This is a genomic window from Pseudomonas batumici (assembly GCF_036585405.1).
Taxonomy (GTDB): domain Bacteria; phylum Pseudomonadota; class Gammaproteobacteria; order Pseudomonadales; family Pseudomonadaceae; genus Aquipseudomonas; species Aquipseudomonas batumici.
Window position 1 is genome coordinate 4,056,161 of record NZ_CP144470.1, and the last position, 24,640, is coordinate 4,080,800.

At 63.7% G+C, this 24,640-nt stretch carries 22 protein-coding genes; 13 read left to right on the forward strand and 9 right to left on the reverse strand.

Annotation, left to right across the window (positions count from 1 at the left end):
• Window positions 1-16: 16 nt before the first annotated feature.
• The 6 genes from hemC to NUH87_RS18330 all read left to right on the forward strand — a co-directional run bounded on the left by hemC (window position 17) and on the right by NUH87_RS18330 (window position 5,472).
• The gene (gene hemC / locus NUH87_RS18305; protein WP_040071650.1) at window positions 17-958 is read left to right on the forward strand and encodes a hydroxymethylbilane synthase; all 942 of its coding nucleotides are present in this window, start codon (window positions 17-19) and stop codon (window positions 956-958) included.
• On the forward strand, window positions 955-1,722 hold the full coding sequence (locus NUH87_RS18310; protein ID WP_338522158.1) for a uroporphyrinogen-III synthase: 768 nt from the start codon (window positions 955-957) through the stop codon (window positions 1,720-1,722). Before hemC ends, NUH87_RS18310 begins: the two co-directional genes overlap by 4 nt.
• An 18-nt stretch (window positions 1,723-1,740) precedes the next feature.
• On the forward strand, window positions 1,741-2,868 hold the full coding sequence (locus NUH87_RS18315; RefSeq protein ID WP_338522159.1) for a uroporphyrinogen-III C-methyltransferase: 1,128 nt from the start codon (window positions 1,741-1,743) through the stop codon (window positions 2,866-2,868).
• Window positions 2,865-4,088, forward strand: a complete 1,224-nt coding sequence (locus tag NUH87_RS18320) for a heme biosynthesis protein HemY (protein WP_338522160.1) — start codon at window positions 2,865-2,867, stop codon at window positions 4,086-4,088. Before NUH87_RS18315 ends, NUH87_RS18320 begins: the two co-directional genes overlap by 4 nt.
• A 224-nt stretch (window positions 4,089-4,312) precedes the next feature.
• Window positions 4,313-4,825 carry a disulfide bond formation protein B gene (locus tag NUH87_RS18325; protein ID WP_338522161.1) on the forward strand — a complete coding sequence of 171 codons (513 nt, stop codon included), beginning with the start codon at window positions 4,313-4,315 and terminating at the stop codon, window positions 4,823-4,825.
• 188 nt (window positions 4,826-5,013) lie between these two features.
• Window positions 5,014-5,472, forward strand: coding sequence for an Rsd/AlgQ family anti-sigma factor (locus NUH87_RS18330; RefSeq protein ID WP_040071645.1), 459 nt, complete (start codon window positions 5,014-5,016; stop codon window positions 5,470-5,472).
• A gap of 65 nt (window positions 5,473-5,537) precedes the next feature.
• Here the strand turns inward: NUH87_RS18330 and NUH87_RS18335 are convergent, their stop codons facing one another.
• On the reverse strand, window positions 5,538-6,203 hold the full coding sequence (locus NUH87_RS18335) for an FKBP-type peptidyl-prolyl cis-trans isomerase (RefSeq protein ID WP_338522162.1): 666 nt from the start codon (window positions 6,201-6,203) through the stop codon (window positions 5,538-5,540).
• A 172-nt stretch (window positions 6,204-6,375) separates the two neighbouring features.
• Between NUH87_RS18335 and NUH87_RS18340 the strand changes: the two genes are divergently transcribed.
• A complete protein-coding gene (locus tag NUH87_RS18340) occupies window positions 6,376-7,323 on the forward strand; it encodes an AlgP family protein (protein WP_338522163.1) in 948 nt (315 codons plus the stop codon).
• On the opposite strand, the gene NUH87_RS18345 is transcribed toward NUH87_RS18340, so the two are convergent.
• Window positions 7,320-7,784, reverse strand: a complete 465-nt coding sequence (locus NUH87_RS18345) for a TIGR02444 family protein (protein ID WP_338522164.1) — start codon at window positions 7,782-7,784, stop codon at window positions 7,320-7,322. The genes NUH87_RS18340 and NUH87_RS18345 overlap by 4 nt on opposite strands.
• Before the next feature lie 50 nt (window positions 7,785-7,834).
• Between NUH87_RS18345 and NUH87_RS18350 the strand changes: the two genes are divergently transcribed.
• Both NUH87_RS18350 and NUH87_RS18355 read left to right on the forward strand, forming a co-directional pair.
• Window positions 7,835-9,745 (forward strand): ATP-binding cassette domain-containing protein, encoded by a 1,911-nt coding sequence (locus tag NUH87_RS18350; RefSeq protein WP_338522166.1) that lies wholly within the window; start codon window positions 7,835-7,837, stop codon window positions 9,743-9,745.
• Window positions 9,746-9,822: 77 nt separating this feature from the next.
• Window positions 9,823-10,455 (forward strand): LysE family transporter, encoded by a 633-nt coding sequence (locus tag NUH87_RS18355; protein WP_040071641.1) that lies wholly within the window; start codon window positions 9,823-9,825, stop codon window positions 10,453-10,455.
• Window positions 10,456-10,590: 135 nt separating this feature from the next.
• On the opposite strand, the gene NUH87_RS18360 is transcribed toward NUH87_RS18355, so the two are convergent.
• The 5 genes from NUH87_RS18360 to NUH87_RS18380 all read right to left on the reverse strand — a co-directional run bounded on the left by NUH87_RS18360 (window position 10,591) and on the right by NUH87_RS18380 (window position 15,286).
• Window positions 10,591-11,334 carry a penicillin-binding protein activator LpoB gene (locus NUH87_RS18360; protein ID WP_338522168.1) on the reverse strand — a complete coding sequence of 248 codons (744 nt, stop codon included), beginning with the start codon at window positions 11,332-11,334 and terminating at the stop codon, window positions 10,591-10,593.
• A 3-nt stretch (window positions 11,335-11,337) separates the two neighbouring features.
• Window positions 11,338-11,928 carry a penicillin-binding protein activator LpoB gene (gene lpoB / locus NUH87_RS18365; protein WP_338522169.1) on the reverse strand — a complete coding sequence of 197 codons (591 nt, stop codon included), beginning with the start codon at window positions 11,926-11,928 and terminating at the stop codon, window positions 11,338-11,340.
• Between the two features lie 42 nt (window positions 11,929-11,970).
• Complete coding sequence (locus NUH87_RS18370) at window positions 11,971-12,345, reverse strand: YcfL family protein (protein ID WP_338522170.1); 375 nt, start codon at window positions 12,343-12,345, stop codon at window positions 11,971-11,973.
• Window positions 12,346-12,362: 17 nt separating this feature from the next.
• Window positions 12,363-13,760, reverse strand: coding sequence for a hypothetical protein (locus NUH87_RS18375; protein ID WP_338522171.1), 1,398 nt, complete (start codon window positions 13,758-13,760; stop codon window positions 12,363-12,365).
• Between the two features lie 179 nt (window positions 13,761-13,939).
• Window positions 13,940-15,286: a hypothetical protein gene (locus NUH87_RS18380; protein ID WP_338522172.1), complete on the reverse strand. Its 1,347-nt coding sequence runs from the start codon at window positions 15,284-15,286 to the stop codon at window positions 13,940-13,942.
• A 203-nt stretch (window positions 15,287-15,489) separates the two neighbouring features.
• On the opposite strand from NUH87_RS18380, the gene NUH87_RS18385 reads away from it, so the two are divergent.
• Entirely contained in the window at window positions 15,490-17,388 is a 1,899-nt protein-coding gene (locus NUH87_RS18385; RefSeq protein WP_338522174.1) for an FTR1 family protein, read from the forward strand.
• 169 nt (window positions 17,389-17,557) lie between these two features.
• Complete coding sequence (locus NUH87_RS18390; RefSeq protein WP_338522175.1) at window positions 17,558-18,799, forward strand: sterol desaturase family protein; 1,242 nt, start codon at window positions 17,558-17,560, stop codon at window positions 18,797-18,799.
• On the opposite strand, the gene NUH87_RS18395 is transcribed toward NUH87_RS18390, so the two are convergent.
• Complete coding sequence (locus NUH87_RS18395) at window positions 18,777-19,379, reverse strand: DedA family protein (RefSeq protein ID WP_040071633.1); 603 nt, start codon at window positions 19,377-19,379, stop codon at window positions 18,777-18,779. The genes NUH87_RS18390 and NUH87_RS18395 overlap by 23 nt on opposite strands.
• A gap of 207 nt (window positions 19,380-19,586) precedes the next feature.
• On the opposite strand from NUH87_RS18395, the gene hemB reads away from it, so the two are divergent.
• Entirely contained in the window at window positions 19,587-20,600 is a 1,014-nt protein-coding gene (gene hemB, locus NUH87_RS18400) for a porphobilinogen synthase (protein ID WP_040071632.1), read from the forward strand.
• Window positions 20,601-20,618: 18 nt separating this feature from the next.
• On the forward strand, window positions 20,619-22,841 hold the full coding sequence (ppk1, locus tag NUH87_RS18405) for a polyphosphate kinase 1 (RefSeq protein ID WP_338522176.1): 2,223 nt from the start codon (window positions 20,619-20,621) through the stop codon (window positions 22,839-22,841).
• Here ppk1 and ppx read toward each other — a convergent pair.
• Complete coding sequence (ppx, locus tag NUH87_RS18410; RefSeq protein WP_338522177.1) at window positions 22,828-24,336, reverse strand: exopolyphosphatase; 1,509 nt, start codon at window positions 24,334-24,336, stop codon at window positions 22,828-22,830. The genes ppk1 and ppx overlap by 14 nt on opposite strands.
• Window positions 24,337-24,640: the final 304 nt, after the last annotated feature.

The window sequence follows — 24,640 nt, forward strand, 5'->3', positions numbered from 1 at the left end:
CAGTACGGATCGATCCATGTCTTCTCGCGAAATCCGCATCGCTACCCGTAAGAGCGCGCTGGCCCTGTGGCAGGCCGAATACGTCAAGGCCCGCCTGGAGCAGGCCCATCCCGGCCTGTCGGTCATCCTGGTGCCCATGGTCAGTCGCGGCGACAAGCTGCTGGACTCGCCGCTGTCGAAAATCGGCGGCAAGGGACTGTTCGTCAAGGAGCTGGAAACCGCGCTGCTCGAGCACGAGGCCGATATCGCCGTGCATTCGATGAAAGACGTGCCGATGGATTTCCCCGAAGGTCTCGGCCTGTTCTGCATCTGTGAGCGCGAAGACCCGCGCGATGCCTTCGTTTCCAACACCTTCGCCAGTCTTGACGCGCTGCCCGCCGGCAGCGTGGTCGGCACCTCGAGCCTGCGGCGCCAGGCACAATTGCTGAGCCGTCGGCCCGACCTGCAGATCCGCTTCCTGCGGGGCAACGTCAATACCCGCCTGGCCAAGCTGGACGCCGGCGAATACGACGCCATCATCCTCGCGGCGGCCGGCCTGATCCGGCTCGGCTTCGAAGACCGCATCACCTCGGCCATCAGTGTCGAAGACAGCCTGCCGGCCGGTGGCCAGGGCGCGGTGGGCATCGAGTGCCGCAGCGCCGACACGGAAATCCATGCCCTGCTGGCGCCGCTGCACCATCCCGACACCGCCGTGCGGGTCACCGCCGAGCGTGCCTTGAACAAGCATCTGAATGGCGGCTGCCAGGTGCCGATTGCCTGTTACGCCGTGCTCGAAGGTGATCAGGTCTGGCTGCGTGGCCTGGTCGGCGATCCCAATGGCGGCCTGTTGCTCAGCGCCGATGCCCGTGCTCCGCGAGGCGAGGCCGAGGCCCTTGGCGTCCAGGTTGCGCAGGCGCTGCTGGCGCAGGGCGCGGATGCGATTCTCCAGGCGGTCTACGGCGAGGCCGGCGAAGAGTGAGCGGCTGGCGCCTGTTGTTGACCCGGCCGGCGTCAGAGTCGGCGGAGCTGGCGAGCGCCCTGGCCGAGGCCGGGGTTTTCAGCAGCAGCCTGCCGTTGCTGGAGATCGAGCCCTTGCCGGTCGACGGGGCCGGGCGGGCGATGATCTACGACCTGGCCCACTACCAGGCGGTGATCGTGGTCAGCAAGCCGGCGGCGCGCCTGGCAGTCGAACTGGTGGACCAGTACTGGCCGCAGCCGCCCTTTCTGAAATGGTTCACGGTCGGCGCCGCGACCGCAGGGATACTCGCCGATTACGGCCTTGAGGTTGCTTATCCGGCCGAGGGCGACGACAGTGAGGCCCTGCTGGCCTTGCCGGCGCTGCAGCAGGCGCTGGCGCACCCCGAGCCGCGTGTCTTGATCCTGCGTGGCGAGGGCGGGCGCGAGCTGCTGGCCGAGCGTTTGCGCAGCCAGGGTGTTAGTGTCGACTACCTTGAATTGTACCGTCGGTGTTTGCCCGACTATGCAGAAGGCGTCCTGGCACAGCGTGTCTCGATGGAACGCCTGAACGCCCTGGTGGTCAGCAGTGGGCAGGGCTTTGAACACCTGTACCAGCTGGCGGCGACGGCCTGGCCGGAACTGGCGCGCCTGCCGTTGTTTGTTCCAAGCCCGCGGGTGGCCGAGATGGCACGCGCCGCGGGGGCTCGATATGTGGTGGATTGCCGTGGTGCCAGTGCCACGGCTTTGCTAGCGGCGTTGCGGGAGCATCCCGTACCCGCTCTCTAGAATGCAAAGGATGGACACGTGAGCGAAACAGCCTTGCCCAAAGAAGAAGCCCAGCCGGTGGTCGATGCCCCGGTTCAACCGCCGGCGGCGCCCGTGGCGCGCCGTGGCAATGGCCTGGCGATCCTCGCCCTGTTGCTCGGCGCTGCCGGCGTGGCGGCGGGTGGCTGGGGCGTCTGGCAGGTGCGCAACCTGCAAGCCAACCACCAGCAGCAGACCGGGCAACTGCAAGACCTGGACAGTCAGGCGCAGTCCCTCAAGCTGAGCGAACAGCGCCTGGCCGCGCGCCTGGATCAGTTGCCGGCTGCCGGCGAGCTGGAAGAGCGCCGTCGCCTGGTCACGCAGTTGCAGGGCGATCAACAGCGCCTGAGCCAGCGGCTGGAAAGCGTGCTGGGTGCCAGCCGCAAGGACTGGCGCCTGGCCGAGGCCGAGCACCTGCTGCGCCTGGCCAGCCTGCGCTTGTCGGCCTTGCAGGACATCACCAGTGCCTTGGCCCTGGTGCAGGGTGCCGACGATATCCTGCGTGAACAGAACGATCCGGGTTCCTTTGCCGCCCGCGAGCAGGTGGCCAAGAGCCTCGCCGCGCTGCGCAGCACCGAGCAGCCGGACCGCACCGGCCTGTTCCTGCAACTGGGGGCCTTGCGCAACCAGGTGACTCAGCTCAACGAGCTGGCGCCGGAGTACAAGGATCGCGGCGACTCCTTGCTCGGCCTGACCGCCGACGGCGATGGCGCCAGCCGCTGGGCCGTGTGGTGGGATGAGATCTCGCGCTATATCCGCATCGACTTCAGTGCCAACAAGAACATCCGGCCGTTGCTCGCCGGGCAGGGCCTGACGCAGGTCCGCCTGGCCCTGAGCCTGGCCCTGGAGCAGGCCCAGTGGGCCGCCTTGAACGGCCAGGCCGGGGTCTACACCCAGGCGTTGACCGAAGCCCGGGACGTGCTGACCGGCAGCTTCAATCCGGACAATCCCCAGAGCAAGATCATGCTCGAGCGCCTGGCCGAGCTGAGCAAGCAGCCGGTGACCGTGGTCACACCGGACCTGGCCGGGGCCCTGGCGGCGGTGCAGGCCTATCTCGAGCGGCGGCATGTCGAGATCGAGACCCCGGTCAGCAGCAATGCGACCCCGGCCGAGGAGACCAGCCCATGAAACGTTTCCTGCTGATCCTGGTGCTGGTCATCGCCATTGCGGCCGGCCTCGGCTATGCGATCTCGCGGCACGCGGGCTACGTCCTGATCGCCTATGACAGCTTCCGTTACGAATCCAGCCTGTGGGCCTTCCTGGCCGTGCTGGTGGTGGCGTGGCTGGTGCTGTGGTCGGTGAAGTTCCTGGTGGGATTGGTGACCACCTCGAGTTCCGTGGCTAATCCCTGGTCCCGGCGCAATCGCAGTCGCCGCACCCAGCTGGCCATCGAACAGGGCCAGATGGACCTGGCCGAGGGCCGCTGGGCTAGCGCCCAGCGCCATTTGCTGCGCGCCGCCGAGGCCGAGCGCCAGCCGCTGCTGTACTACCTCGGCGCGGCTCGGGCGGCGAACGAACAAGGCAAGCACGAGGAGTGCGACAACCTGCTGGAGCGTGCCCTGGATCGCCAGCCCCAGGCCGAGTTGGCGATTGCCCTCAGTCACGCGCAGTTGCAAGTGGACCGTGGCGACAGCGACGGGGCGTTGAATACCCTGCAAGCCATGCATGATCGTCATCCCCACAGCATTCAGGTCCTGCGCCAGTTGCAGCGCCTGTATCAGCAGCGCGGCGACTGGTCGGCGCTGATCCGCCTGTTGCCGGAGCTGCGCAAGGACAAGGTGCTGGGGAAGGGCGAGTTGGCCGAACTGGAGCGTCGGGCCTGGGGTGAGAACCTGAGCCTGGCGGCCCGGCGTGAGGAGGGCGAAGCGGGCCTGCAAGCGCTGGATCGTGCCTGGCAACAATTGAGCTCGGCCCAGCGCCAGGAGCCGCAATTGGTGTTGGCCTATGCCGAGCAACTGCGTCAGCTCGGCGCCGATGCCCAGGCCGAAGAAGCGCTGCGCGAGGCGCTCAAGCGCCAGTACGACAGCCATCTGGCGCGTTTGTACGGATTGTTGCGTGGACGTGACCCGGCCCGTCAGTTGCAGACCGCGGAGGGCTGGCTGAAGGAGCATCCGGAGGATGCCGGCCTGCTGCTGACGCTGGGGCGCCTGAGTCTGCAAAACAGTCTGTGGGGCAAGGCCCGCGACTACCTGGAAAGCAGTCTGCGGGTGCAACGCCATCCCGAAGCCTGCGCGGAGCTGGCGCGCTTGCTGGCCCAGCTGGGTGATACCGAGCGCAGTAACCAGTTGTTCCAGGAAGGCCTGGGCCTGCTGGACAAGCGTTTGCTGGCATCGCCGCTGCCGGCGTGAAAGTTCCCGGGGACGGGGTGCCACTTCCGGCATCCCGTTTTTGTGTGGCGGGATGCTTCCCTTTCCGCAATGAAGTCGGATTCCTACTGTTTACTTAATGGTTTCATAGGATGTCCGTCGGTAATTCCTTACAGGCTTAAGGAATTGTCTGCTCTGACTCGTCTTGAAAGGGTCAAGGGCTTTCCTCTACCGTAACTGCCTGTCTCTCCTGTTACGGATAAGCCATGTTCTTGGCCCGCTCACGTTCGCTGTTCTCCCTGGCCTTGTTGACAGGTGCCCTGGTCATGGGGGCGTCGCTGTACCTGGAGCGGGTGACCGGGCTGGAGCCTTGCTCGCTGTGCATCGCGCAGCGCTTTTTTCTCGCGGGGTTCTGCCTGGTCAGCCTGGTGGCGATGCTGCACGGTCCGGGGCGCATCGGGCGCTGGGTCTATGGCGGCTTTGGCCTGCTGCTGGCCCTGGCCGGTGCCGCCACGGCGGCGCGGCAGGTGTTGCTGCAGCGGGTGCCGGCCGAGCAGTTGATGATCTGCCAGCCCGACCTGCAGTGCCTGATCCGGCAGGTGCCCCCCCTCGAGGCGTTCAAGCTGATGTTTCGGGCTACCGCCGAATGCGCGCAGATCCAGTGGACCCTCTTCGACCTGAGTATTCCCGAGTGGAGCCTGCTGGCGTTTGTCGGCATGAGCCTGCTGATGATCTATCAACTGGTGGGGCCGGATTCGACGGCGGGCGGGCAGAAGTAACCGGCGGTCGTGCCCTGGATTAAACACTTGTATGAACTTTCTCTCCTGCGTACCTTGAAGCGGCTGTCGAGCGGGCATAATCTGGCCCGCATCGCCTTATCGCAATTAGCGTGTTCTGTTTGGCCAAGTCAGGAGCCCCGAGGTGCTCGGGGTGTCGGTCGGCATGACCCAGAAGGGAAGAGATCACCATGCTCGAAAGTTGTCGAAATGCTCAGGAACGCTGGGGTGGAGTTCATCTGCTGATCGATCGCTGGCTGAAGGAGCGTCACGAGCTCGTGAAGGCCTACGACGGCCTCGGTGCCGAGCCGGGTGCCCTGGCGCAGAATCCCAAGCCCTTGCAGGAGTTCTGCGGTCTGCTGGTTGACTATGTGTCGGCCGGCCACTTCGAGATCTACGAACAGTTGACCGGCGAGGCCAAGGCCTTCGGCGACCAGCGCGGGCTGGAACTGGCCGAGACGATCTACCCGCGTATCGATGTCATTACCGAGAAGCTGCTGGCCTTCAACGACCTGTGCGACGAAGGCGAGTGCGTGGCGCATAAATTCCAGGAGCTGGGCGGCCTGCTTCACGAGCGCTTCGAGCTGGAAGACTGCCTGATCGAAGTGCTGCATACGGCCCACAAGGAGAAGGCTGAAGCCCAGGCCTGATGCCGGTTGGTCAGTCATGAAAACGGTGCGCACGGGCGCACCGTTTTTCGTTACGGCGTCGGCGCTCAGCCGGCAACGCCGAGCAGCTCGATCTCGAACACCAGTGGTGTGTAGGGCGCGATCAGGTCGCCGGCACCGTCTGCGCCATAAGCCTGTGCCGAGGGCAGCACCAGTCGCCATTTCGCACCGACGGGCATCTGTGGCAAGGCACTGCGCCAACCATTGATCACACTGTCCAGGCGGAACCACTGCGGCTGCCTGTTCTGGTCGAACACCGTGCCGTTGGGCAGGCGTCCGACGTAACGCACCTGGACCTTGCCGTTGGCCGCGACTTTCTCTCCGTTGCCGGGGGTCAGTTCCGTCATCAGGATGCCGTCGGCCAATTCGTGGACGCCGGGCTTGGCCTTTTCTTCATCGAGGAACTTTCGTTCGGCTTCCAGCGCAATTTCGCTCTGTGGTTTGGAAGCGTCCTGAGCGACCTGGGCATCATGAGCGGCGAGAATCTGCTGAATGCGTTCCTCCTTCAAGGCCAGTGGCTTGCCTTGGTAGGCCTGTTGCAAACCGTCGAGCAGGGCCTTGATCTGCAGGTCCGGAACGTCCTGGCGCAGACGCTCGCCGAGGCTGGCGCCGAGGCTGTAGGCGAGGTCATGGGCGTCGTCGTTCTTGACCTCTGGCGCGGCCTGCGCAAGCGACCAGAATACACACAGTGACAGCAGAAAATAACGCGGCATAAGTACTCTCCGACCTCAGGTGCAGGGGATTATGCCAGTGCTCCGGGTGGGTTGTTGAAGAAGCATTTTTCAGCGCATGCAACCCGGGCCATTCGATACTGTCAACATGCCCTAGCGGCGGTACTCCCAGAGGGCTAGTATGGCCGCATTCACGTCAGCCAGGAGGTACACCATGTCGGCCACCAAGAAGCCTGTAAATACTCCATTGCACTTGCTCCAACAGTTGTCGGGCAGCCTGCTCGAACATCTGGAAACCGCTTGCACCCAAGCCTTGGCTGATGCTGAAAAACTGCTCGCCAAACTGGAGAAGCAACGCGGTAAAGCCCAGGAGAAACTGCACAAGGCGCGCACCAAATTGCAGGACTCGGCGACTGCCGGAAAAGCCAAGGCACAAGCCAAGGCCAAGAGCGCGGTCGGTGAGCTCGAAGAGTTGCTGGACAAGCTGAAATCCAGCCAGTCCGAAACCCGTGGCTACATCCTGCAACTCAAGCGCGATGCCCAGGAAAGCCTGAAACTGGCCCAGGGTGTGGGTCGTGTGAAAGAGGCGGTCACCAAGGCTCTGTCGACCCGCGCCGCCAAGCCTGCTGCGGCTACTCCGGCTGCCGCCAAGCCCGCTGCAAAAGCGGCTGCTGCCAAACCTGCTGCCGCGAAGCCAGCCGCAAAAGCTGCTGCTAAACCGGCTGCCACCAAGCCAGCTGCAAGAGCTGCTGCTGCCAAACCTGCCGCCGCCAAGCCGGCTGCAAAAGCTGTTGCTGCTAAACCGGCTGCGGCCAAGCCAGCTGCAAGAGCGGCTGCTGCCAAACCTGCCGCCGCCAAGCCGGCTGCAAAAGCTGTTGCTGCCAAACCGGCTGCGGCCAAGCCAGCCGCAAGAGCTGCTGCCAAACCTGCCGCCGCCAAACCCGCTGCAAAAGCTGTTGCTGCCAAGCCGGCTGCAAAGCCTGCCGTTGCAAAGCCGGCAGCCACCAAGCCAGCCGCAAAGCCCGCGGTGACCGCAGCCAAACCGGCGGTAGCCGTGAAGCCGGCAGCGCCTGCAGCAGTCGCGCCAGCCAGCGTCGCGCCAACCGCTCCGACTGCTCCAACTCCAGCGGCGCCTGCCGCGACACCTACCAGCGCTTCCTAAGCCTGGCTCACCGCGACGCGCAGCTGCCGCAGCGCGTCGCGATTCAGGCCCGCGACCTGGGCGGCGACAGCCTCCAGCCACGGGTCCAGATCTTCTGCGCCCACCTCCGGCCAATCCCGCCCCAGCGCTTCCAGTCGCTGCAACAGCTGTTGCTCTGCGGCCAGTTCCAGCGCCTTGACCTGATCCCGCAGAACTTTCAACCCGACGTCCTGTGACGCCGCCGTGCGCCATTGCAGGCGCAACTGCCGTAGCGGCTGCACCACCTGTTCGTGCCAGGGCTCGGCGAGTGCCTGCAATTGCCGCGAGCGTTCGGCCTCGCAGCGCACCCCGCGCAGGCCCAGCCAGGCCGCGCAGAGCAACAGGCAGACATTCGCCCCCTGCGCCTGTAGCGCCAGGCAGGCGTCTTCGACGCCGGGTTTGGCGTAGGTGTTCAAGGAAAACGTCCACAGGTCAGCATGCATGGTGAGATCCGCGCCAGTTGCGAGGGAAGCTGGTAGACTCCGCCGCCATTATGATTCGACTTCAGAACCTGACTTTACAGCGTGGCCCGCAACGTCTGCTAGAAGACGCCGAGCTGACCCTGCACGCCGGCCACAAGGCCGGCCTGATCGGTGCCAACGGCGCCGGCAAATCCAGCCTGTTCGCCCTGCTGCGGGGCGAGCTGCACCCGGACTCGGGTGACTGCTTCCTGCCGGCCGATTGGCGTATCGCCCACATGCGCCAGGAGGTCGATACCCTCGAACGCCTGGCGGTCGACTACGTGCTCGATGGCGACGTGCGCCTGCGCCAGGTGCAACACGACCTGGCGGCCGCCGAGGCAGCCCACGATGGCGCCGCCCTGGCCCGTCTGCACGCGGAGCTCGACAGTGCCGACGGCTACACCGCCGATGCCCGTGCGCGCAAGTTGCTGGCTGGCCTGGGCTTCACCAACGAACAGATGGATCGTCAGGTCGGGGATTTCTCCGGTGGCTGGCGGATGCGCCTGAACCTGGCGCAGGCGCTGATGTGCCCGTCGGACCTGTTGCTGCTCGACGAACCGACCAACCACCTGGACCTCGACGCGATCATCTGGCTGGAAGACTGGCTCAAGAGCTACCCCGGCACCCTGCTGTTGATCTCCCACGACCGTGACTTCCTCGATGAAGTGGTCGATCACGTGGCCCATGTCGACCAGCGCAAGATCACCCTCTATCGCGGTGGCTACACCGCGTTCGAGCGCGCCCGTGCCGAGCGTCTGGCCCAGCAGCAACAGGCCTACGAGAAGCAGCAGGCGCAGCGTGCGCACATGGAAAGCTACATCGCCCGCTTCAAGGCCCAGGCCACCAAGGCCCGCCAGGCCCAGAGCCGGATCAAGGCCCTGGAGCGGATGGAAGAGCTGTCCGCCGCCCACGTCGATTCGCCGTTCGACTTCACCTTCCGTGAGTCGCAGAAGATTTCCAGCCCCTTGCTCGATCTGTCCGATGCGCGCCTGGGCTATGGTGAAAAGACCATCCTGGAGAAGGTCAAGCTGCAACTGACCCCGGGTGCGCGGATCGGCCTGCTCGGGCCCAACGGCGCGGGCAAGTCGACGTTGATCAAGAACCTCGCGGGCGAGCTGTCGCCGCTGGCGGGACGGATGACCCGCGGTGAAAACACCGTGGTCGGCTACTTTGCCCAGCACCAGCTCGACTCGCTGGACGCCAAGGCCAGCCCGCTGCTGCACCTGCAACGCCTGGCACCGACCGAGCGCGAACAGACCCTGCGCGACTTCCTCGGCGGTTTCGACTTCCGTGGCGCGCGCATCGACGAGCCGGTACTGAACTTCTCGGGCGGCGAAAAAGCCCGCCTGGCGCTGGCCTTGATCGCCTGGGAGCGGCCGAACCTGTTGCTGCTCGACGAACCGACCAACCACCTGGACCTGGAGATGCGCCTGGCGCTGACCATGGCCTTGCAGGAGTTCAGCGGTGCGGTGCTGGTGGTTTCTCACGATCGCCATCTGCTCAAGAGCACCACCGACAATTTCTACCTGGTGGCTGACGGCAAGGTCGAAGAATTCGACGGTGACCTGGAAGACTACGCCCGCTGGCTGGTCGAGTACCGCCAGCGCAACGCCCCGGTGAGCAACACGCCGGTCAATCCGGACAAGACCGACAAGAAGGTCCAGCGTCAGCAGGCCGCCGCGTTGCGCCAGCAACTGGCTCCGCACAAGCGTGAGGCCGACAAGCTCGAAGCCGAGTTGGGCAAGCTGCACGAGCGGCTGGCGAAGATCGAGGCGAGCCTCGGCGACAGCGCGATCTACGAGGTGGCGCGCAAGGACGAGTTGCGCGACCTGTTGGCCGAGCAGGCCAAGTTGAAGGTGCGCGAGTCCGAGCTGGAAGAAGCCTGGATGGAGGCGCTGGAGTTGCTGGAAAATATGCAGGCCGAGCTGGAAGCGCTGTCCTGACCGAGAAAAAACGGTAGTCAATTTCACGCCCACGGATTAGTTTAGAGGTTTGTTACAACTCTTATCCGAGGTGCGTGATGCTGCTTGAGACATGGCTGGCTTTTTTTGCGGCGTGCTGGGTCATCAGCCTGTCTCCGGGCGCCGGTGCCATCGCCTCGATGTCCAGCGGCCTGCAATACGGCTTCCTGCGCGGCTACTGGAACGCTCTGGGCCTGCAACTGGGTCTGGCGGCGCAGATCGCGGTGATTGCCGCAGGCGTCGGCGCGATCCTGGCGGCGTCTTCCTCGGCCTTCTATGCCATCAAGTGGTTCGGCGTGGTCTACCTGGTGTACCTCGCGGTCAAGCAATGGCGCGCCTTGCCCAGTAACATGGCCGATGAGGCGACGATTCGACCGGTCGGCAAGCCGCTGACCCTGATGTTCCGCGGTTTCCTGGTGAACGTCAGCAACCCCAAGGCGCTGGTGTTCATGCTGGCCGTGCTGCCGCAGTTCATCGATCCCCACGCACCCCTGGTGCATCAGTACCTGATCCTCGGCGTGACCATGATCGCCGTCGACATGATCGTCATGGCCGGTTACACGGGCCTGGCGGCCAAGGTCCTGCGCCTATTGCGCACGCCCAAGCAGCAACGCCGGATGAACCGCACCTTTGCCGGCTTGTTCGTCGGCGCGGCGGGGTTCCTGGCGACCTTGCACAAGGCGACCACCTGAAGTTCATCGTTGCCTGAGCGGACGCTATCGCCAGCAAGCCGGCTCCCACAGATGCTGTGTCGTACACAAAAAGTGTGATCGACGCGGACTTGTAGGAGCGGGCTTGCCGGCGATGAACGATAACGCGGTCGCGGATCAGTGCAGAACCCGTGGTGCCTCATCCGGCGGCAGGTTGTTGCGTAGCGGTGCCGGTGCGCCCGGCCCCATGTCCGGCCCACCCAACTGCAGGCTCAACTGCCGCGCCACATCCTCGCCCAGCGCCTTGGACACATCGCGCACCACCCGCGGACGGTTCAGCGAGACATGGACATCCCGGCTGTTGACCAGCTTGGTGTCCTGGCCTTCGCCCATGGCGGTGAACGCCGAGGTGATCTCGTAGGTGCGGGTGTTGATCAGGCTGAAATCGCCCACCAGGGTCAGCCCCAGTACCGCCGAGTAGCTGTTGGTGTTGGCCAGCTCGTTGATGTCCTGGGTGAAGTCGATGTCCGACACGGTGCCGAACAGCACGTAGTCGGCGCCCTTGAAGCTGCCACCCTTGATTCGCTTGATGACGTCGTAGACATCACCCTTGGAGCTGGCGGTGTAGGGCGTGCCCTGGACCAGTTGGAACATCCCGGTACGCAGGATCTCACCCTTGATATCGCCGGTGAACTTGCGCAGTTCGCCCTGCTCGATGTAGCTGCTGCGGCTTTCGTACTCGTCATAGCTCGACGAGCCGCTGGCGCCGTAGTAACTCTCCTGGTGGTTGTCCCGCGCGGAGATGCTGTGGATGTACTGCTCCACCTTCGCCTGGTACGCCAGGTCCGCCACCGCCACCTTGGGCGCGGCCTGGACGCCGAAGGCGCAGACCAGGCCGATCATGCCAATCCATGCACGCATTGTTCAACGCTCCGTGGTTTTGCGGATCTCTTTTTCGTCCATCCAATCGGCCACGCCGCTTTCGACGTCGATCAGCTGCAGGCTGAACTTGTAGAACACGTCCTTGTAGTCGCTGCTGCGCTTGACGATCGAGCTGATCGAACCTTCCAGGCGGTACTTGGCGGCGATCATGTTGCCGGTCTTGCTGACGGTGCTTTTCTTGTACAGGCCGCTCTGGTTCTGCAGCTTCAACTGATCGACCTGGCTTTGCATCTCGGTGTTGTCGCTGGCGAAACGGGCGGTGCCGCTCTTCATCAGTTGGGTCTTGATCGAGGTGGTGATCTCGCGGGTATCGATGTACTCGCTGGTCTTGTTCTTCACGTCGTAGACCTGCACCACCGGACGGCCTTGCAGGACGCCGGACTGGGCCAGGGAGCGGGTCATGGACTCGGCGATCATCTGCAGGTCGGTGGAACCGAACTCGTTGGTCACCAGTTCCACGGCCTTGGTATCGCCATAGCTGATGTTCTTCCCGCCCAGCACGGGCGAGGTGTTGTTGGCGCAGCCGCTGGCCAGCAGGGCGACGACGGCAAGGAGGGACAGGCGTGTAAACATGGCAGTGTTCTCTTCAAAAGGACGCGAGGGGGCGGCGTCGACTCAGGGGGTTTTGACTTCGAGACGGAAATCGGTGGCCTTGGGCGTCGGCGCAATAGCCGGCAGGAAGGTGCTCTGGGCGCCATACAGGTTCAGGGTCTTCCAGGTTTCATCGTCGGCCACCGGGAACCCGTCGTTGCCCAGCCAGGCAAAGCGGTAATACATCATCTTGTTCTTGGTGCGGGTGTTGCTCAGTTGCACCTTGACGGTCAGGAAGCCGTTTTCCCGGGCGACACGAATGGCGCCCACTTCGATGTTCTCCATTTCGCCCATGGCGACGATCTTGCTCGCCGCGCTACCGGGGGCCGGTGGTGGCGGCGGGGTGGCGCAACCGGCCAGCAGGGTCAGGGCGACGGCAGCAGTCAGTTTGAAACGCATGCACGAGACTCCGTTCTTCAAGGTTGTTTGAGGCTGGCGACGGCGGTCGGTCCGGCATCCGCCATCCGGTGAGTGGCTACGCCGCTGGTGAACACCTGGTTGCCGACGGCGCGCAGGCTGATGACCTGGTAGCGCCGGTCGACCGTGAAGGCGACGCGCGAACCGCCGAGGGCGCTGGGCAGGGTGACCTGGTGTTCACCCTTTTTCAGCCGCAGCCGCACCACCTGGGTGGTGTCCGGCAGGGTCCGCCAGGTACGGGTGTCGGCGCCTTCGAGGACGGCAGAGGTGATGCCCACGGCCAGGCCGGCCAGGGGATTGGTCTTGTTCAGCTTCGCCTGTGCCGCGCCGCGGCTGATGGCCCGCACGCTGGTGCGCAGGATGATCCCGGGCATGTCGTCGCGCAGGGCGCGGCGGGACATGGCGGTGGTGCTGTTGAGCGCGGTGAGGTTCTGCGGCTGGCCGTCCACGCCGATCTGGGCGAAGGTGGCCGTCGAGGTGTCGGCCTGGATGACCGGGAACGACAGCGGGGTGATGACGAGATTGTGGTCGATCGGCAGCGGCAGCGGAATGCTGATGGAGGTCCGGGACGGCGCCAGGCCGCTCTGCACGACGATCAGGATATCGCTGTCGTCATCCTTGCCGGCGGGCTTGTCGAGATTGACCAGCGCCTGCTCCAGCAGCGGGGTGTTCGGGCGCAGTTCGACGGCCTGGCGATAGCCGGGCGCCGCGAGGTCCTTTTCGCCGAGGGCTTCGTAGATGAACCCGGCCAGGTAGTGGCTGAACGCACTCTGGTAGCTGTTCTTCAGGCCGACCACTTCCGGGGCGTCGAGGCTGGCGACCGGATAGCCCTTGAGGTCCTTGTACTGGGTCTTGATGCCCTGCTGGCCGGCCTCGGTTTCACTCTTGAGGTATTGCTTGTCGCGCAGGTCGGCGATCACCGCTTCGCGCTCATGGGTCTTCTTGATGGCGATGCGCGCGCCGTCGAAGTCATTCAGGGCCAGCTGGTTCAACGCCATCTGGGTGGTCAGCATGACCTTTTCGTAGTCATAGCCTTCGTAGCGACGGACCTTGTCGTTGACCAGGAAACTGCCGAACTGGGCGAGGTACTTGGCGCTGTCCAGTTTGACCGCGTCTTCCCATTGGCCAACCATCTGGTCGGCGCTGCCCCAGGCTTTCTGGCTGCCGGCCAGGTCGCCCTTGGCGCGCAGCAATTCGCCTTTTTCGAAGAAATACAGCAGGTCCTTGTCGGGATCGGTGTTGTTCTTTTCCAGCAGGGTCAGCGCCGCATCGACGTTGCCCGAGGCCAGTTGCTGGTTGGTCTGCGCCAGTTCGGTGTCGTAGCTGCGCATCATCGAGCAGCCGGACAGCAAGGTCGTGGCGCCAAGGGCAAACGAGAGGAGGGCACGGGATGCCATGGGATCTTCCCTGATGAAAAATCAGCCGAGGATGCGAGTCAGGCTGAGATGGACCCATTGAGAGGGAAAGCGGCTACCCTGCCAATTCCTTATGAAACGAGGAGCTTTAATGCCGTATCGCGATAACGAAGGCAAGGCATTATAACCATGGCCATTGGCTATGTAATGGCTTTTTAGCGTCATCCGGGCAGGAGGAACATCCGATTGCCGATGACCCGCAGGCTGATCACCTGGAAGGGATGCTCGACGTTGACGCTCACCGGTACCGCGCCTCGCAGATTCGACAGCAGCAATTTGTGTGCGCCGGGCTTGAGGCGCAGGCGGGCGACCAGGGTGTTGTCCGGCAGGGTGCGCCAGGTGCGGGTGTCGGAGTCGCCGATGAAGCCCTGGTAAACCGACGAAGCCTTGGCCGGTTTGCGTTTGTTCTCCTGGGCCTGCAGTTCGGCATTGAAGCGCACGCTCGAAAGGGCGAAGTTGATGATCGCGGGCATGTCGTCGTGCAGGGTGCGCAATGACATGTCGGTCGTACTGTTGAGCAGGGTCAGCGACTGTTGTTTGCCATCCACGCTGACCTGCTTGAGGGGCGTTGTCGACTTGTCGGCTACCAGCACCGGAAAAGGCTGGTTCACGGTGATCACCTGCCCGTCCTCTGTTTTCACCTGGATGGGCACGCGCAGCGAAATGAGTGCCGGGGCCAGCCCGGTCTGGACGATGATCAGCACATCGCTGTCAGGGGAGGTGTCGGCGGGCTTGCCCAGGTTGGACAGGGCTTTTTCCAGCAGCGGCGTATTGGGCCGCAGCTCGATGGCCTGGCGGTAACCCGGCGCGGCGAGGTCGCGTTCGCCCAGGGCTTCATAGACGAAGCCGGCCAGGTAGTGGCTGAACGCAATCTGGTAGCCGTTTTTCAGGGCAATGACCTGCGGCGAGTCGAGGGTCGTCACCGGGTAACCCTGCAAGTCCTTGTAGTGCAGCTTGATGCCTTTGGCCTTGGCTGCGTCTTCGACCGCGAGGTATTGCTTGTCGCGCCGGGTGGCGATGAGCGCTTCGCGTTCATGGCTTTTCTTGATATCGACGCGGGCGCCATCGAAGTCGTTCCGGGCCAACTGGTTGAGGGCCATTTGCGTGGTCAGCATGACCTTTTCGTAGTCATAGCCCTCGTAGCGATGCAACTTGTCGCCGATAAGTCCGATGCCGAGGATCTGGTCGAGCCCCAGGTCCTTCAGGGTGGCGACGACCTGCGTCCCTTCTTCGTACTGGGACACCTGTTGGTCCGCCGCGCGCCAGGTGTCCTGGCTGCGGGAGAGATCGCCCTTGACCCGCAGCAGCTCACCTTTTTCCAGGTAATAGAGCAGGTCTTTGTCCTCCCAGGGGTTGTGTTGCTCCAGCAACTGCAGCGCGCCATCGACGTTGCCCGAGATCAACTGCTCGTTGGTGGCCTGGAGTTCCCGGTCGTAGTTGTGAAGCAGCCCGCAAGCACTCAACAGCAGTGCACAGGAGAGCAGCATGAGTAAGCGGCGGGAGGGCATGGCGTGTCGTTCCTTTCCTTGGCTGACGGCAGTGGGACTCGAGCGCGGGGATTATGCACAAAACCGTGGTCATGGTGGCGTTCTTATGGCCATCACGCGACATGATCCAGAGCAAAACATTGAGGATTCGGGGCGATCAGGGTTGAGTGAAACGCATTGAGAGGGAACAATGTATTACTTCGCATTTACATTCAGGTTTTTTCATGACGGTTCCCTCTCGTTTCCTGGCGTGGCTGATGCTGCCGCTGTTCGCTCTCTGCAGTCTCAACCTGCTGGCCGAAACGGTGGAGGGCGCGCCCAAGGCCCTGCACCTGCTGGACTACATCGGCGCGGATTACCCGCCTACGGTGCAAGCGGGACAGGTGGTCGACGATTCCGAGTACCGCGAGCAACTGGAATTCATCAAGGTCCTGCAAGGGCTGGTTAGCGCATTGCCGGCCAAGCCGGAGCAGGCTGAGCTGGTGCAGGGCGTCGAGCGTTTGCAGGCGGCGGTGAGCGCCCGGGAAGACGGCGAAGAGGTGGCCCGTCAGGCCCGGCAACTGGGGGCGAAGCTGGCGCTGGCCTATGAGGTCAGCCAGGCGCCGATCATTACTCCGGATCCGACACGTGGCGCGCCGCTCTACGCCCAACACTGTTCGGTGTGCCACGGCGCGGCGGGGGCCGGCGACGGTCCGGCCAGTGTCGGCCTGACACCGCCGCCGGCCAACCTGCGCGATGCCGCGCGGCTGGATCGGCTGAGCCTCTACGCGATCTACACGACCCTCGGCCTGGGGGTCGAAGGCACCGACATGCCGGCCTTTGCCGACCAGTTGGATGAGCGTCAACGCTGGGACCTGGCGACCTACATCAGCGGTTTCAGTGCCGCCCCGGTCGCGGGTGACGGCGGCAAGACCTACAACCTGGCCGACCTGGCCCGCTCGACGCCGGCGGAAGTGCAGGCCGCCGAGGGGTCGGCTGCCGCCGCCACCTTCCGTGCCCAGCGGGCCCAGCCGCCGCAGGTCAAGCGCGGTCCGGGGCAATTGCTCGACTACACCGCGACAACCCTGGACAAGAGCCTGGCGGCCTACCGTGCCGGCGATCGTGAGCAAGCCTACGACCTTTCCGTCGCCGCCTACCTGGAAGGCTTCGAGCTGGTGGAAAGCTCCCTGGACAACGTCAATGCCACGGTGCGCAAGGACACCGAAAAGTCGCTGATGGCCTATCGACAAGCGTTGCAGGACGGCTTGCCGATGGAGCAGGTCGAGCAGCGCCTGGGGGTTGCCAAGGGCAAGCTCAAGGAATCGGCCGATTTGCTCGGCAATGATGGCCTGAGCCAGTCGCTGAGCTTTATCTCCGGCTTGTTGATCCTGCTCCGCGAAGGTCTGGAAGCCATTCTGGTCCTGGCGGCGGTGCTGGCTTTCCTGCGCAACACCGGCCAGCAGTCGGCGGTGCGCAGCGTGCATCTCGGCTGGGGCCTGGCGCTGTTCGCCGGGCTGCTGACCTGGGCGGCCGCGGCTTACCTGATCGACGTCAGCGGTGCCCAGCGCGAATTGCTGGAGGGCTTCACGGCGCTGTTCGCCAGCGTCATGGTGCTCTGGCTCGGGGTCTGGATGCATGACCGGCGGCACGCGGCGGCCTGGCAGGACTACATCAAGAGCAGCCTGGTCAGTGGCGGCGGGCGCTTCGGTTTCGCGGTGCTGGCGTTCTTCTCGGTGTACCGCGAATTGTTCGAAGTGGTCCTGTTCTATGAAACCCTCTGGCTGCAGGCCGGGCCCGCGGGGCACAACGCCGTGCTGGCCGGTGCCGGCACTGCGCTGGTGCTGCTGCTCGGGCTGGCCTGGGTGATTCTGCGCGGTTCGGCGAAGCTGCCGCTGGCGCTGTTCTTCGGGATCAATGCCGGGTTGCTGTGCGCATTGTCCGTGGTGTTTGCCGGACACGGGGTCAAGGCGTTGCAGGAAGCCGGCATCTTCGGCACGCGGCCGGTGGCGTTCTTTGAGTTCGACTGGCTGGGGATTCATGCCGACGCCTATTCGCTGGGTGCCCAGGCGCTGGCGTTGCTGGCGATCGGGGTGCTTTACGGTCGCAGTCGGTTGGCGGAAAAGCGTCGGGTCCAGGCGGCCTGACGAACAAACGCACGGAACTGTAGGAGCGAGCAAGCTCGCTCCTACAGGAAGCGTGTTCGACCTGCGTTGATTTCTGGCGTTAAATGTCTACGGGTTTGGCGTTCATTGTCAGCGGATTTTTCCGCGACAGCCCCTAATCTCTGCGGATCGACTCTGAAAGGTTGGCCCCATGGACTTCGTGCCTTACGCGGTACCGTTTTTCTTTGCACTGATCGTCATCGAGCTGCTGGCCGATCGCTGGCGTGGCGTGAGCAACTATCGGGTGGCAGACGCCATCAACAGCTTGAGCACCGGCGTGCTGTCGACCACCACCGGGCTGCTCACCAAGGGCGTCGGGTTGCTCACCTACGCGTTTGCGCTGCAGCACCTGGCGTTGTTCGAGCTGTCCGCGCAAAAGCCCTGGGTCTGGGTGTTTGCCTTTGTCGCCTATGACTTCTGCTACTACTGGCTGCACCGCATGGGGCACGAACGCAACATCCTCTGGGCCGCCCACTCGGTGCATCACCAGAGCGAGGACTACAACCTCAGCACGGCCCTGCGCCAGACCAGCACCGGCTTTCTGTTGAGCTGGATCTTCTATTTGCCGCTGGCCGTACTGGGCGTGCCGCTGGTGGTGTTCATCAGCGTGGCGTCGCTGAACCTGCTGTACCAGTTCTGGGTCCACACCCGGCATGTGCCGAAACTGGGCTGGTACGAGTGGTTCTTCGTCACGCCGTCCAACCATCGGGCCCATCACGCGCAGAACGCGCTCTACATGGATCGCAACTACGGCGGGGTGTTCATCTTCTGGGACCGGCTGTTCGGCACCTTCCAGGAGGAAGACGAGCGTGAGCCGGTGATCTTCGGCGTGACCACGCCGCTGGCCAGCTGGAACCCGCTGTGGGCCAACCTGCAGTTCTATGCGCAGTTATGGGCCGATGCCCGACGCACTGAAAGCTATTGGGACAAGCTGCGGATCTGGTTCATGCGCACTGGCTGGCGTCCGGCCGATGTGGCGGCCAGATACCCGCTGAACAAGCCGGACCTGGGCCAGTTCCGCAAGTTCGAGGTGCCCCTGGAGGTGCGCCAGCAGATCTACGTGGCGCTGCAATTCGCGGTCTATGTCGGCTTGGGCAGTTATCTGATGAACTTCGGCGAGCATTTGCCTTTGGCGGCGCTGCTGCTAGGGGGCGGGACCCTGGTGCTGGGCCTGTTCGTGCTCGGCGCGGCGCTGGAGAATCGCCCTTGGGCGTTGCGCCTGGAGATCGTCCGCCTGGCGTGCAACCTGCCGCTGGTCTGGTGGGCGCCGTGGGTCGGATTGTGGCCGGCCAGCCCGCTGGGCTGGGTCGGTGTGTTCAGCTACAGCCTGTTGAGCGTGATCGGTCTCTACTACTGCTGCAAGCCGCGGGTCATTCGCCTGGCCGGTTCGTAGGCTCGGCCTGCCGGGCTTCGGCCCGGGCCAGCCGTGCGCTCTTGATGCGGCGCCAGCTCCAGAGCAGCAGGCCGGCCACCAGCAGGCCGCCGAGCACCCACAGCTCGTATTTCTTCACGCTGCCGAGCATGCCTTCGAGGATCGCCCCGAAGTGATAGGCGGCCGCGGCCAAGGCCGCCGCCCAGATCGCCGCGCCAATGCCGTTGAGCAGCAGATAGCGTCCCGGCGGATAGCCCGACAGGCCGATCGCCACCGGCATCACCGTGCGCAAGCCGTAGACGAAGCGGAACGACAGTACCCAGATATCCGGATGGCGGCGGATATGCTCCAGTGCCCGGTCACCCATCAATTGCCAGCGCGGCTTGCGGGCCAACAGTTTGCGGCCATGCCTGCGCCCCAGGAAATACCACAGCTGGTCGCCGGCATAGCTGCCGAAGAACGCCACGATAACCACCAGGTTGATGTCCATGTATCCGCGGAACGCGAGGAAGCCGGCCAGGACCAGAATGGTCTCGCCTTCGAAAAACGTGCCGAGAAACAGGGCGAAGTAGCCGAAATCCTGTAGAAATTGTTGGAGCATTGTCTGGATGCTGGCGAAATGAACGCGCAGCCTAACGCTTCGGGGACGGAGAGGAAAGTGTCCAAATGTGTCTTGACGTTAACATTTCCTACAAGAACCACGACTGCGGCGACAGGTCGCAGGAGTAAGCACAACTGTAATTCCTTCGTCATAATGGCCGCCTATAACTGCCATGCTCGCCCGCTTGTGCGGGCTCAGGAGTCTGCCGTGAGCTTTACCCCCGCCAACCGCCTGTTTCCTGCCACCCGCCTGCGTCGCAATCGCCGTGATGATTTTTCTCGCCGTCTGGTGCGTGAGAACGTTCTGACAGTCGATGATCTGATCCTGCCGGTGTTTGTGCTGGATGGGGAAAATCGCCGCGAGGCCGTGGCGTCGATGCCGGGTGTCGAGCGCCTGACCATCGACCTGTTGCTCGAAGAAGCGGCGAAGTGGGTCGAGCTGGGAATTCCGGCGCTGGCGCTGTTCCCGGTGACGCCGGCCGAACTCAAGTCGCTGGACGCCAGCGAGGCCTGGAACCCGGAAGGTATTGCCCAACGTGCCACCCGCGCCCTGCGCGCACGTTTCCCGGAACTGGGGGTGATTACCGACGTCGCCCTGGACCCGTTCACCACCCATGGGCAGGACGGCATCCTCGACGAGCACGGCTACGTCCAGAACGACATCACCGTCGATGCCCTGGTCAAGCAGGCGCTGTCCCATGCCGAGGCGGGTGCACAGGTGGTCGCGCCGTCCGATATGATGGACGGACGCATCCAGGCGATCCGCGAAGCCCTGGAGCTGGCCGATCACGTCAATGTGCGGATCATGGCCTATTCGGCCAAGTATGCCAGCGCCTACTATGGGCCTTTCCGCGACGCCGTCGGCTCCGCCCTGAACCTGGGCAAGGCGAACAAGGCGTCCTACCAGATGGACCCGGCCAACGGCGACGAAGCCCTGCATGAAGTGGCCGCCGACCTGGCCGAAGGCGCCGACATGGTCATGGTCAAGCCGGGCATGCCGTATCTGGATATCCTTTATCGGGTCAAGAATGAATTCAAGGTGCCGACTTTTGTCTATCAGGTGAGCGGTGAGTACGCCATGCACATGGCGGCCATCCAGAACGGCTGGTTGGGCGAAGGTGTCATCCTTGAATCCTTGACCGCTTTCAAAAGGGCCGGGGCTGATGGCATCCTGACCTACTTTGCCGCCCGCGCCGCCCAACTGCTACGAGAGCAGAAATAGCCCTCACAGGAACACTCGATGAATACCGAAGGACTCAGCGAAGTTGAAGTAAAAGACGCTCAACCGGTGGTCGAGCAGATCGTCGAAGCCCCGCCGGAGCTGGAATCCGTAGCCGTGGTCGCCGAAGCGCCCCATGTGGCGGTGCCCTCGGCGGTGGTGATTCCCAGCCTGGATGACAGCAGCCTGTATATCCACCGTGAGCTGTCGCAGCTGAAGTTCAACATCCGCGTGCTGGAGCAGGCGCTGGATGAGTCCTATCCGCTGCTGGAGCGACTGAAGTTCCTGCTGATCTTCTCCAGCAACCTGGACGAGTTCTTCGAAATCCGTGTCGCCGGTCTCAAGAAACAGATCACCTTTGCCCGTGAGCAGGCCGGCGCCGACGGCTTGCAGCCGCACCAGGCGCTGGCGCGCATCAGCGAACTGGTACACGATCAGGTCGACCGCCAATACGCGATCCTCAACGACATCCTGTTGCCGGAGCTGGAAAAGCATCAGGTGCGCTTTATCCGTCGCCGCTACTGGACCACCAAGCTCAAGACCTGGGTCCGTCGCTATTTCCGCGACGAGATCGCGCCGATCATCACCCCCATCGGTCTAGACCCGACGCACCCGTTCCCGTTGCTGGTGAACAAGAGCCTGAACTTCATCGTCGAGCTCGAGGGCATCGACGCCTTTGGTCGCGACTCGGGCCTGGCGATCATCCCGGCGCCGCGCCTGCTGCCGAGGATCATCAAGGTACCCGAAGACGTGGGTGGGCCTGGCGATAACTATGTATTCCTGTCGTCGATGATCCACGCACACGCCGACGACCTGTTCCAGGGCATGAAGGTCAAGGGCTGCTACCAGTTCCGCCTGACCCGTAACGCCGACCTGGCGCTGGACTCCGAGGATGTCGAAGACCTGGCCCGCGCCCTGCGCGGCGAGCTGTTCTCCCGGCGCTACGGTGACGCGGTGCGCCTGGAAGTGGCCGACACCTGCCCGAAACACCTGTCGGACTACCTGCTCAAGCAGTTCAACCTGAACGAGACCGAGCTGTACCAGGTCAACGGTCCGGTGAACCTGACGCGGCTGTTCAGCATCACCGGCCTGGATAGCCATCCGGAGCTGCAATACACGCCGTTCACCCCGCAGATCCCGAAACTGCTGCAGAACAGCGAGAACATTTTCAGCGTGATCAGCAAGCAGGACATCCTCTTGCTGCACCCGTTCGAATCCTTCACCCCGGTGGTCGACCTGCTGCGCCAGGCGGCCAAGGACCCGCACGTCCTGGCCGTGCGCCAGACCCTGTACCGCAGCGGGGCCAACTCGGAAATCGTCGACGCCCTGGTGGACGCCGCGCGCAACGGCAAGGAAGTCACCGCGGTGATCGAATTGCGTGCGCGCTTCGACGAAGAGTCCAACCTGCAACTGGCCAGCCGCCTGCAAGCGGCCGGTGCGGTGGTGATCTACGGCGTGGTCGGTTTCAAGACCCACGCCAAGATGATGTTGATCCTGCGCCGCGAGGCCGGCGAGATCGTCCGTTACGCGCACCTGGGGACCGGTAACTACCACGCCGGCAACGCCCGCCTGTACACCGACTACAGCCTGCTGACGTCCGACGACGCCCTGTGCGAAGACGTCGGCAAGCTGTTCAGCCAGTTGATCGGCATGGGCAAGACGTTGCGCATGAAGAAGTTGCTGCACGCGCCGTTCACCCTGAAGAAGGGCATGCTCGACATGATTGCCCGGGAAACCCAGTTCGCCATCGACGGCAAGCCGGCGCACATCATTGCCAAGTTCAACTCGCTGACCGACCCGAAGATCATCCGCGCCTTGTACAAGGCCAGCCAGTGCGGCGTGCGGATCGACCTGGTGGTGCGCGGCATGTGCTGCCTGCGTCCGGGCATCGCCGGGGTTTCGCACAATATCCAGGTGCGCTCGATCATCGGCCGCTTCCTGGAGCACACCCGGGTGTTCTACTTCCTCAACGGCGGCGAGGAGCAGATGTTCCTCTCCAGCGCCGACTGGATGGAGCGCAACCTCGACAAGCGCGTCGAGACCTGCTTCCCGGTGGAGGGCAAGAAGTTGATCCTGCGGGTCAAGAAAGAGCTGGAAAGTTATCTCACCGATAACACCCACAGCTGGAGCCTGCAGTCGGACGGACGCTATGTCCGCAACACCCCGACCGGCAACCAGAACCCGCGCAGTGCCCAGGCGACCTTGCTCGATCGTCTGAGCAACCCGGTCCTCAGCGTACGTTGAGGGTAATGCTGACTCGGGTCAGCCACTCCGCCTCCTGGGCGAAGTCGGCCTGAGTCAGCTGGTTCTGCTCCAGCCAGTCCTTGGGAAACACCACATCCAGGCTATCGCCGTCGGCACGCAAGGTGACCTGCGGCATTTCCTGGGTGCCACGGATGTGATGGAACAGGATCGCGAAGCGCAGTAGCACGCACAGGCGAAGCAGCTTGGTGCCTTCATCTGCATCGCCGAGCTCGGCGAACTTGTCCTTGGGAATATTGCGCCGATGCCCGCGGACCAGCAGGGCGAGCATGAGCTGGTCTTCCCGTGAGAAGCCGGCCAGGTCCGAGTGCTCGATCAGGTAGGCGCCGTGCTTGTGGTACTGGTAGTGGGCAATGTCCAGGCCCACTTCATGGACCTTGGCGGCCCAGCCCAGCAGCTCGCGCCAGACCCCGTCGTCCAGCTCCCAGGCATCGGCCACCTGGTCGAAGGCATGCAGTGCCTTGCGTTCGACCCGTGCGGCCTGTTCGAGGTCGACGTGGTAGCGCTCCATCAGCGAGCTGAGGGTGCGTTCGCGCACGTCTTCGTGGTGATGACGGCCCAGCAGGTCATAGAGCACGCCTTCACGCAGGGCGCCCTCGCAGTGGTCCATGCGTTGCAGGTCGAGGGCATCGAAGATCGCTTCGAGAATCGCCATGCCCGCCGGGAAAATGGCGCGGCGGTCGGGCTTGATCCCTTCGAAATCGATTTTCTCGACATCGCCGAGCTTGAACAGCTTGCGCTTGAGCCAGGCCAGCCCCTCGGCATTCACCTCGCCGCTGCCCTGGCCGCCGGCCTTGAGGGCCAGGCCGATGGCACGGATGGTGCCGGACGAGCCGATGGCTTCATCCCAGGTCAGGCGGTGCAGCGCGTACTCGATGCTCATGATTTCCAGGCGCGCCGCCGTATAGGCCTGGGCGTAGCGGGCCGGGGTGATCTTGCCGTCGCGGAAATAGCGCTGGGTGTAGCTGACGCAACCCATTTGCAGGCTTTCGCGCAGCAGCGGCTCGAAGCGCTGGCCGATGATGAATTCGGTACTGCCGCCGCCGATGTCGGCCACCAGGCGCTTGCCCGGGGTGTCGGCGAGGGTGTGGGACACGCCGAGGTAGATCAGTCGGGCTTCTTCACGACCGGAGATGACTTCCACCGGGTGGCCGAGGATTTCCTCGGCCCGGCGGATGAATTCAGCACGGTTGCGGGCTTCGCGCAGGGCGTTGGTGCCGACGATGCGTACGGCGCCCAGGGGCATGCCGATGATCAGCTGGGCAAAGCGCTTCAGGCAATCGAGCCCACGCTGAATGGACTCTTCGCTGAGCTGACGCTCCTCGTCGATACCCGCCGCCAGCTGAACCTTCTCGCCGAGGCGCTCCAGAATGCGGATCTCACCGTTCTGGGCCTTGGCCACGACCATGTGGAAGCTGTTGGAGCCCAGATCGATGGCGGCGATCAGGGACAGATTCGTGACTTGGGAATGCGGCATGGTTGAAGGATCTCGGTCGGTAACCTCGCCATCCTGCCACGATCGGGCTCCGACGCCAACGTAGGACGCCGAGGAGCTTCCGGCCGGGAGGGCTTGCTGCGGGGTGGTTGGAAAATTATTACTTCAATTTTCCTACATAAATATTTCACATTGATGACCCAGGTCATGAATTGTGACGACACCGATACTTATTAAAGTTGGCACTGTTTGCCTACCCGTCGCACCCGGCGCGCGGCAACTTCCGGTTTTTTTGTCAGGCGCCAGCGTGGAAACTAACGTCCGGCAATCATGCCTGGGTGTTAAT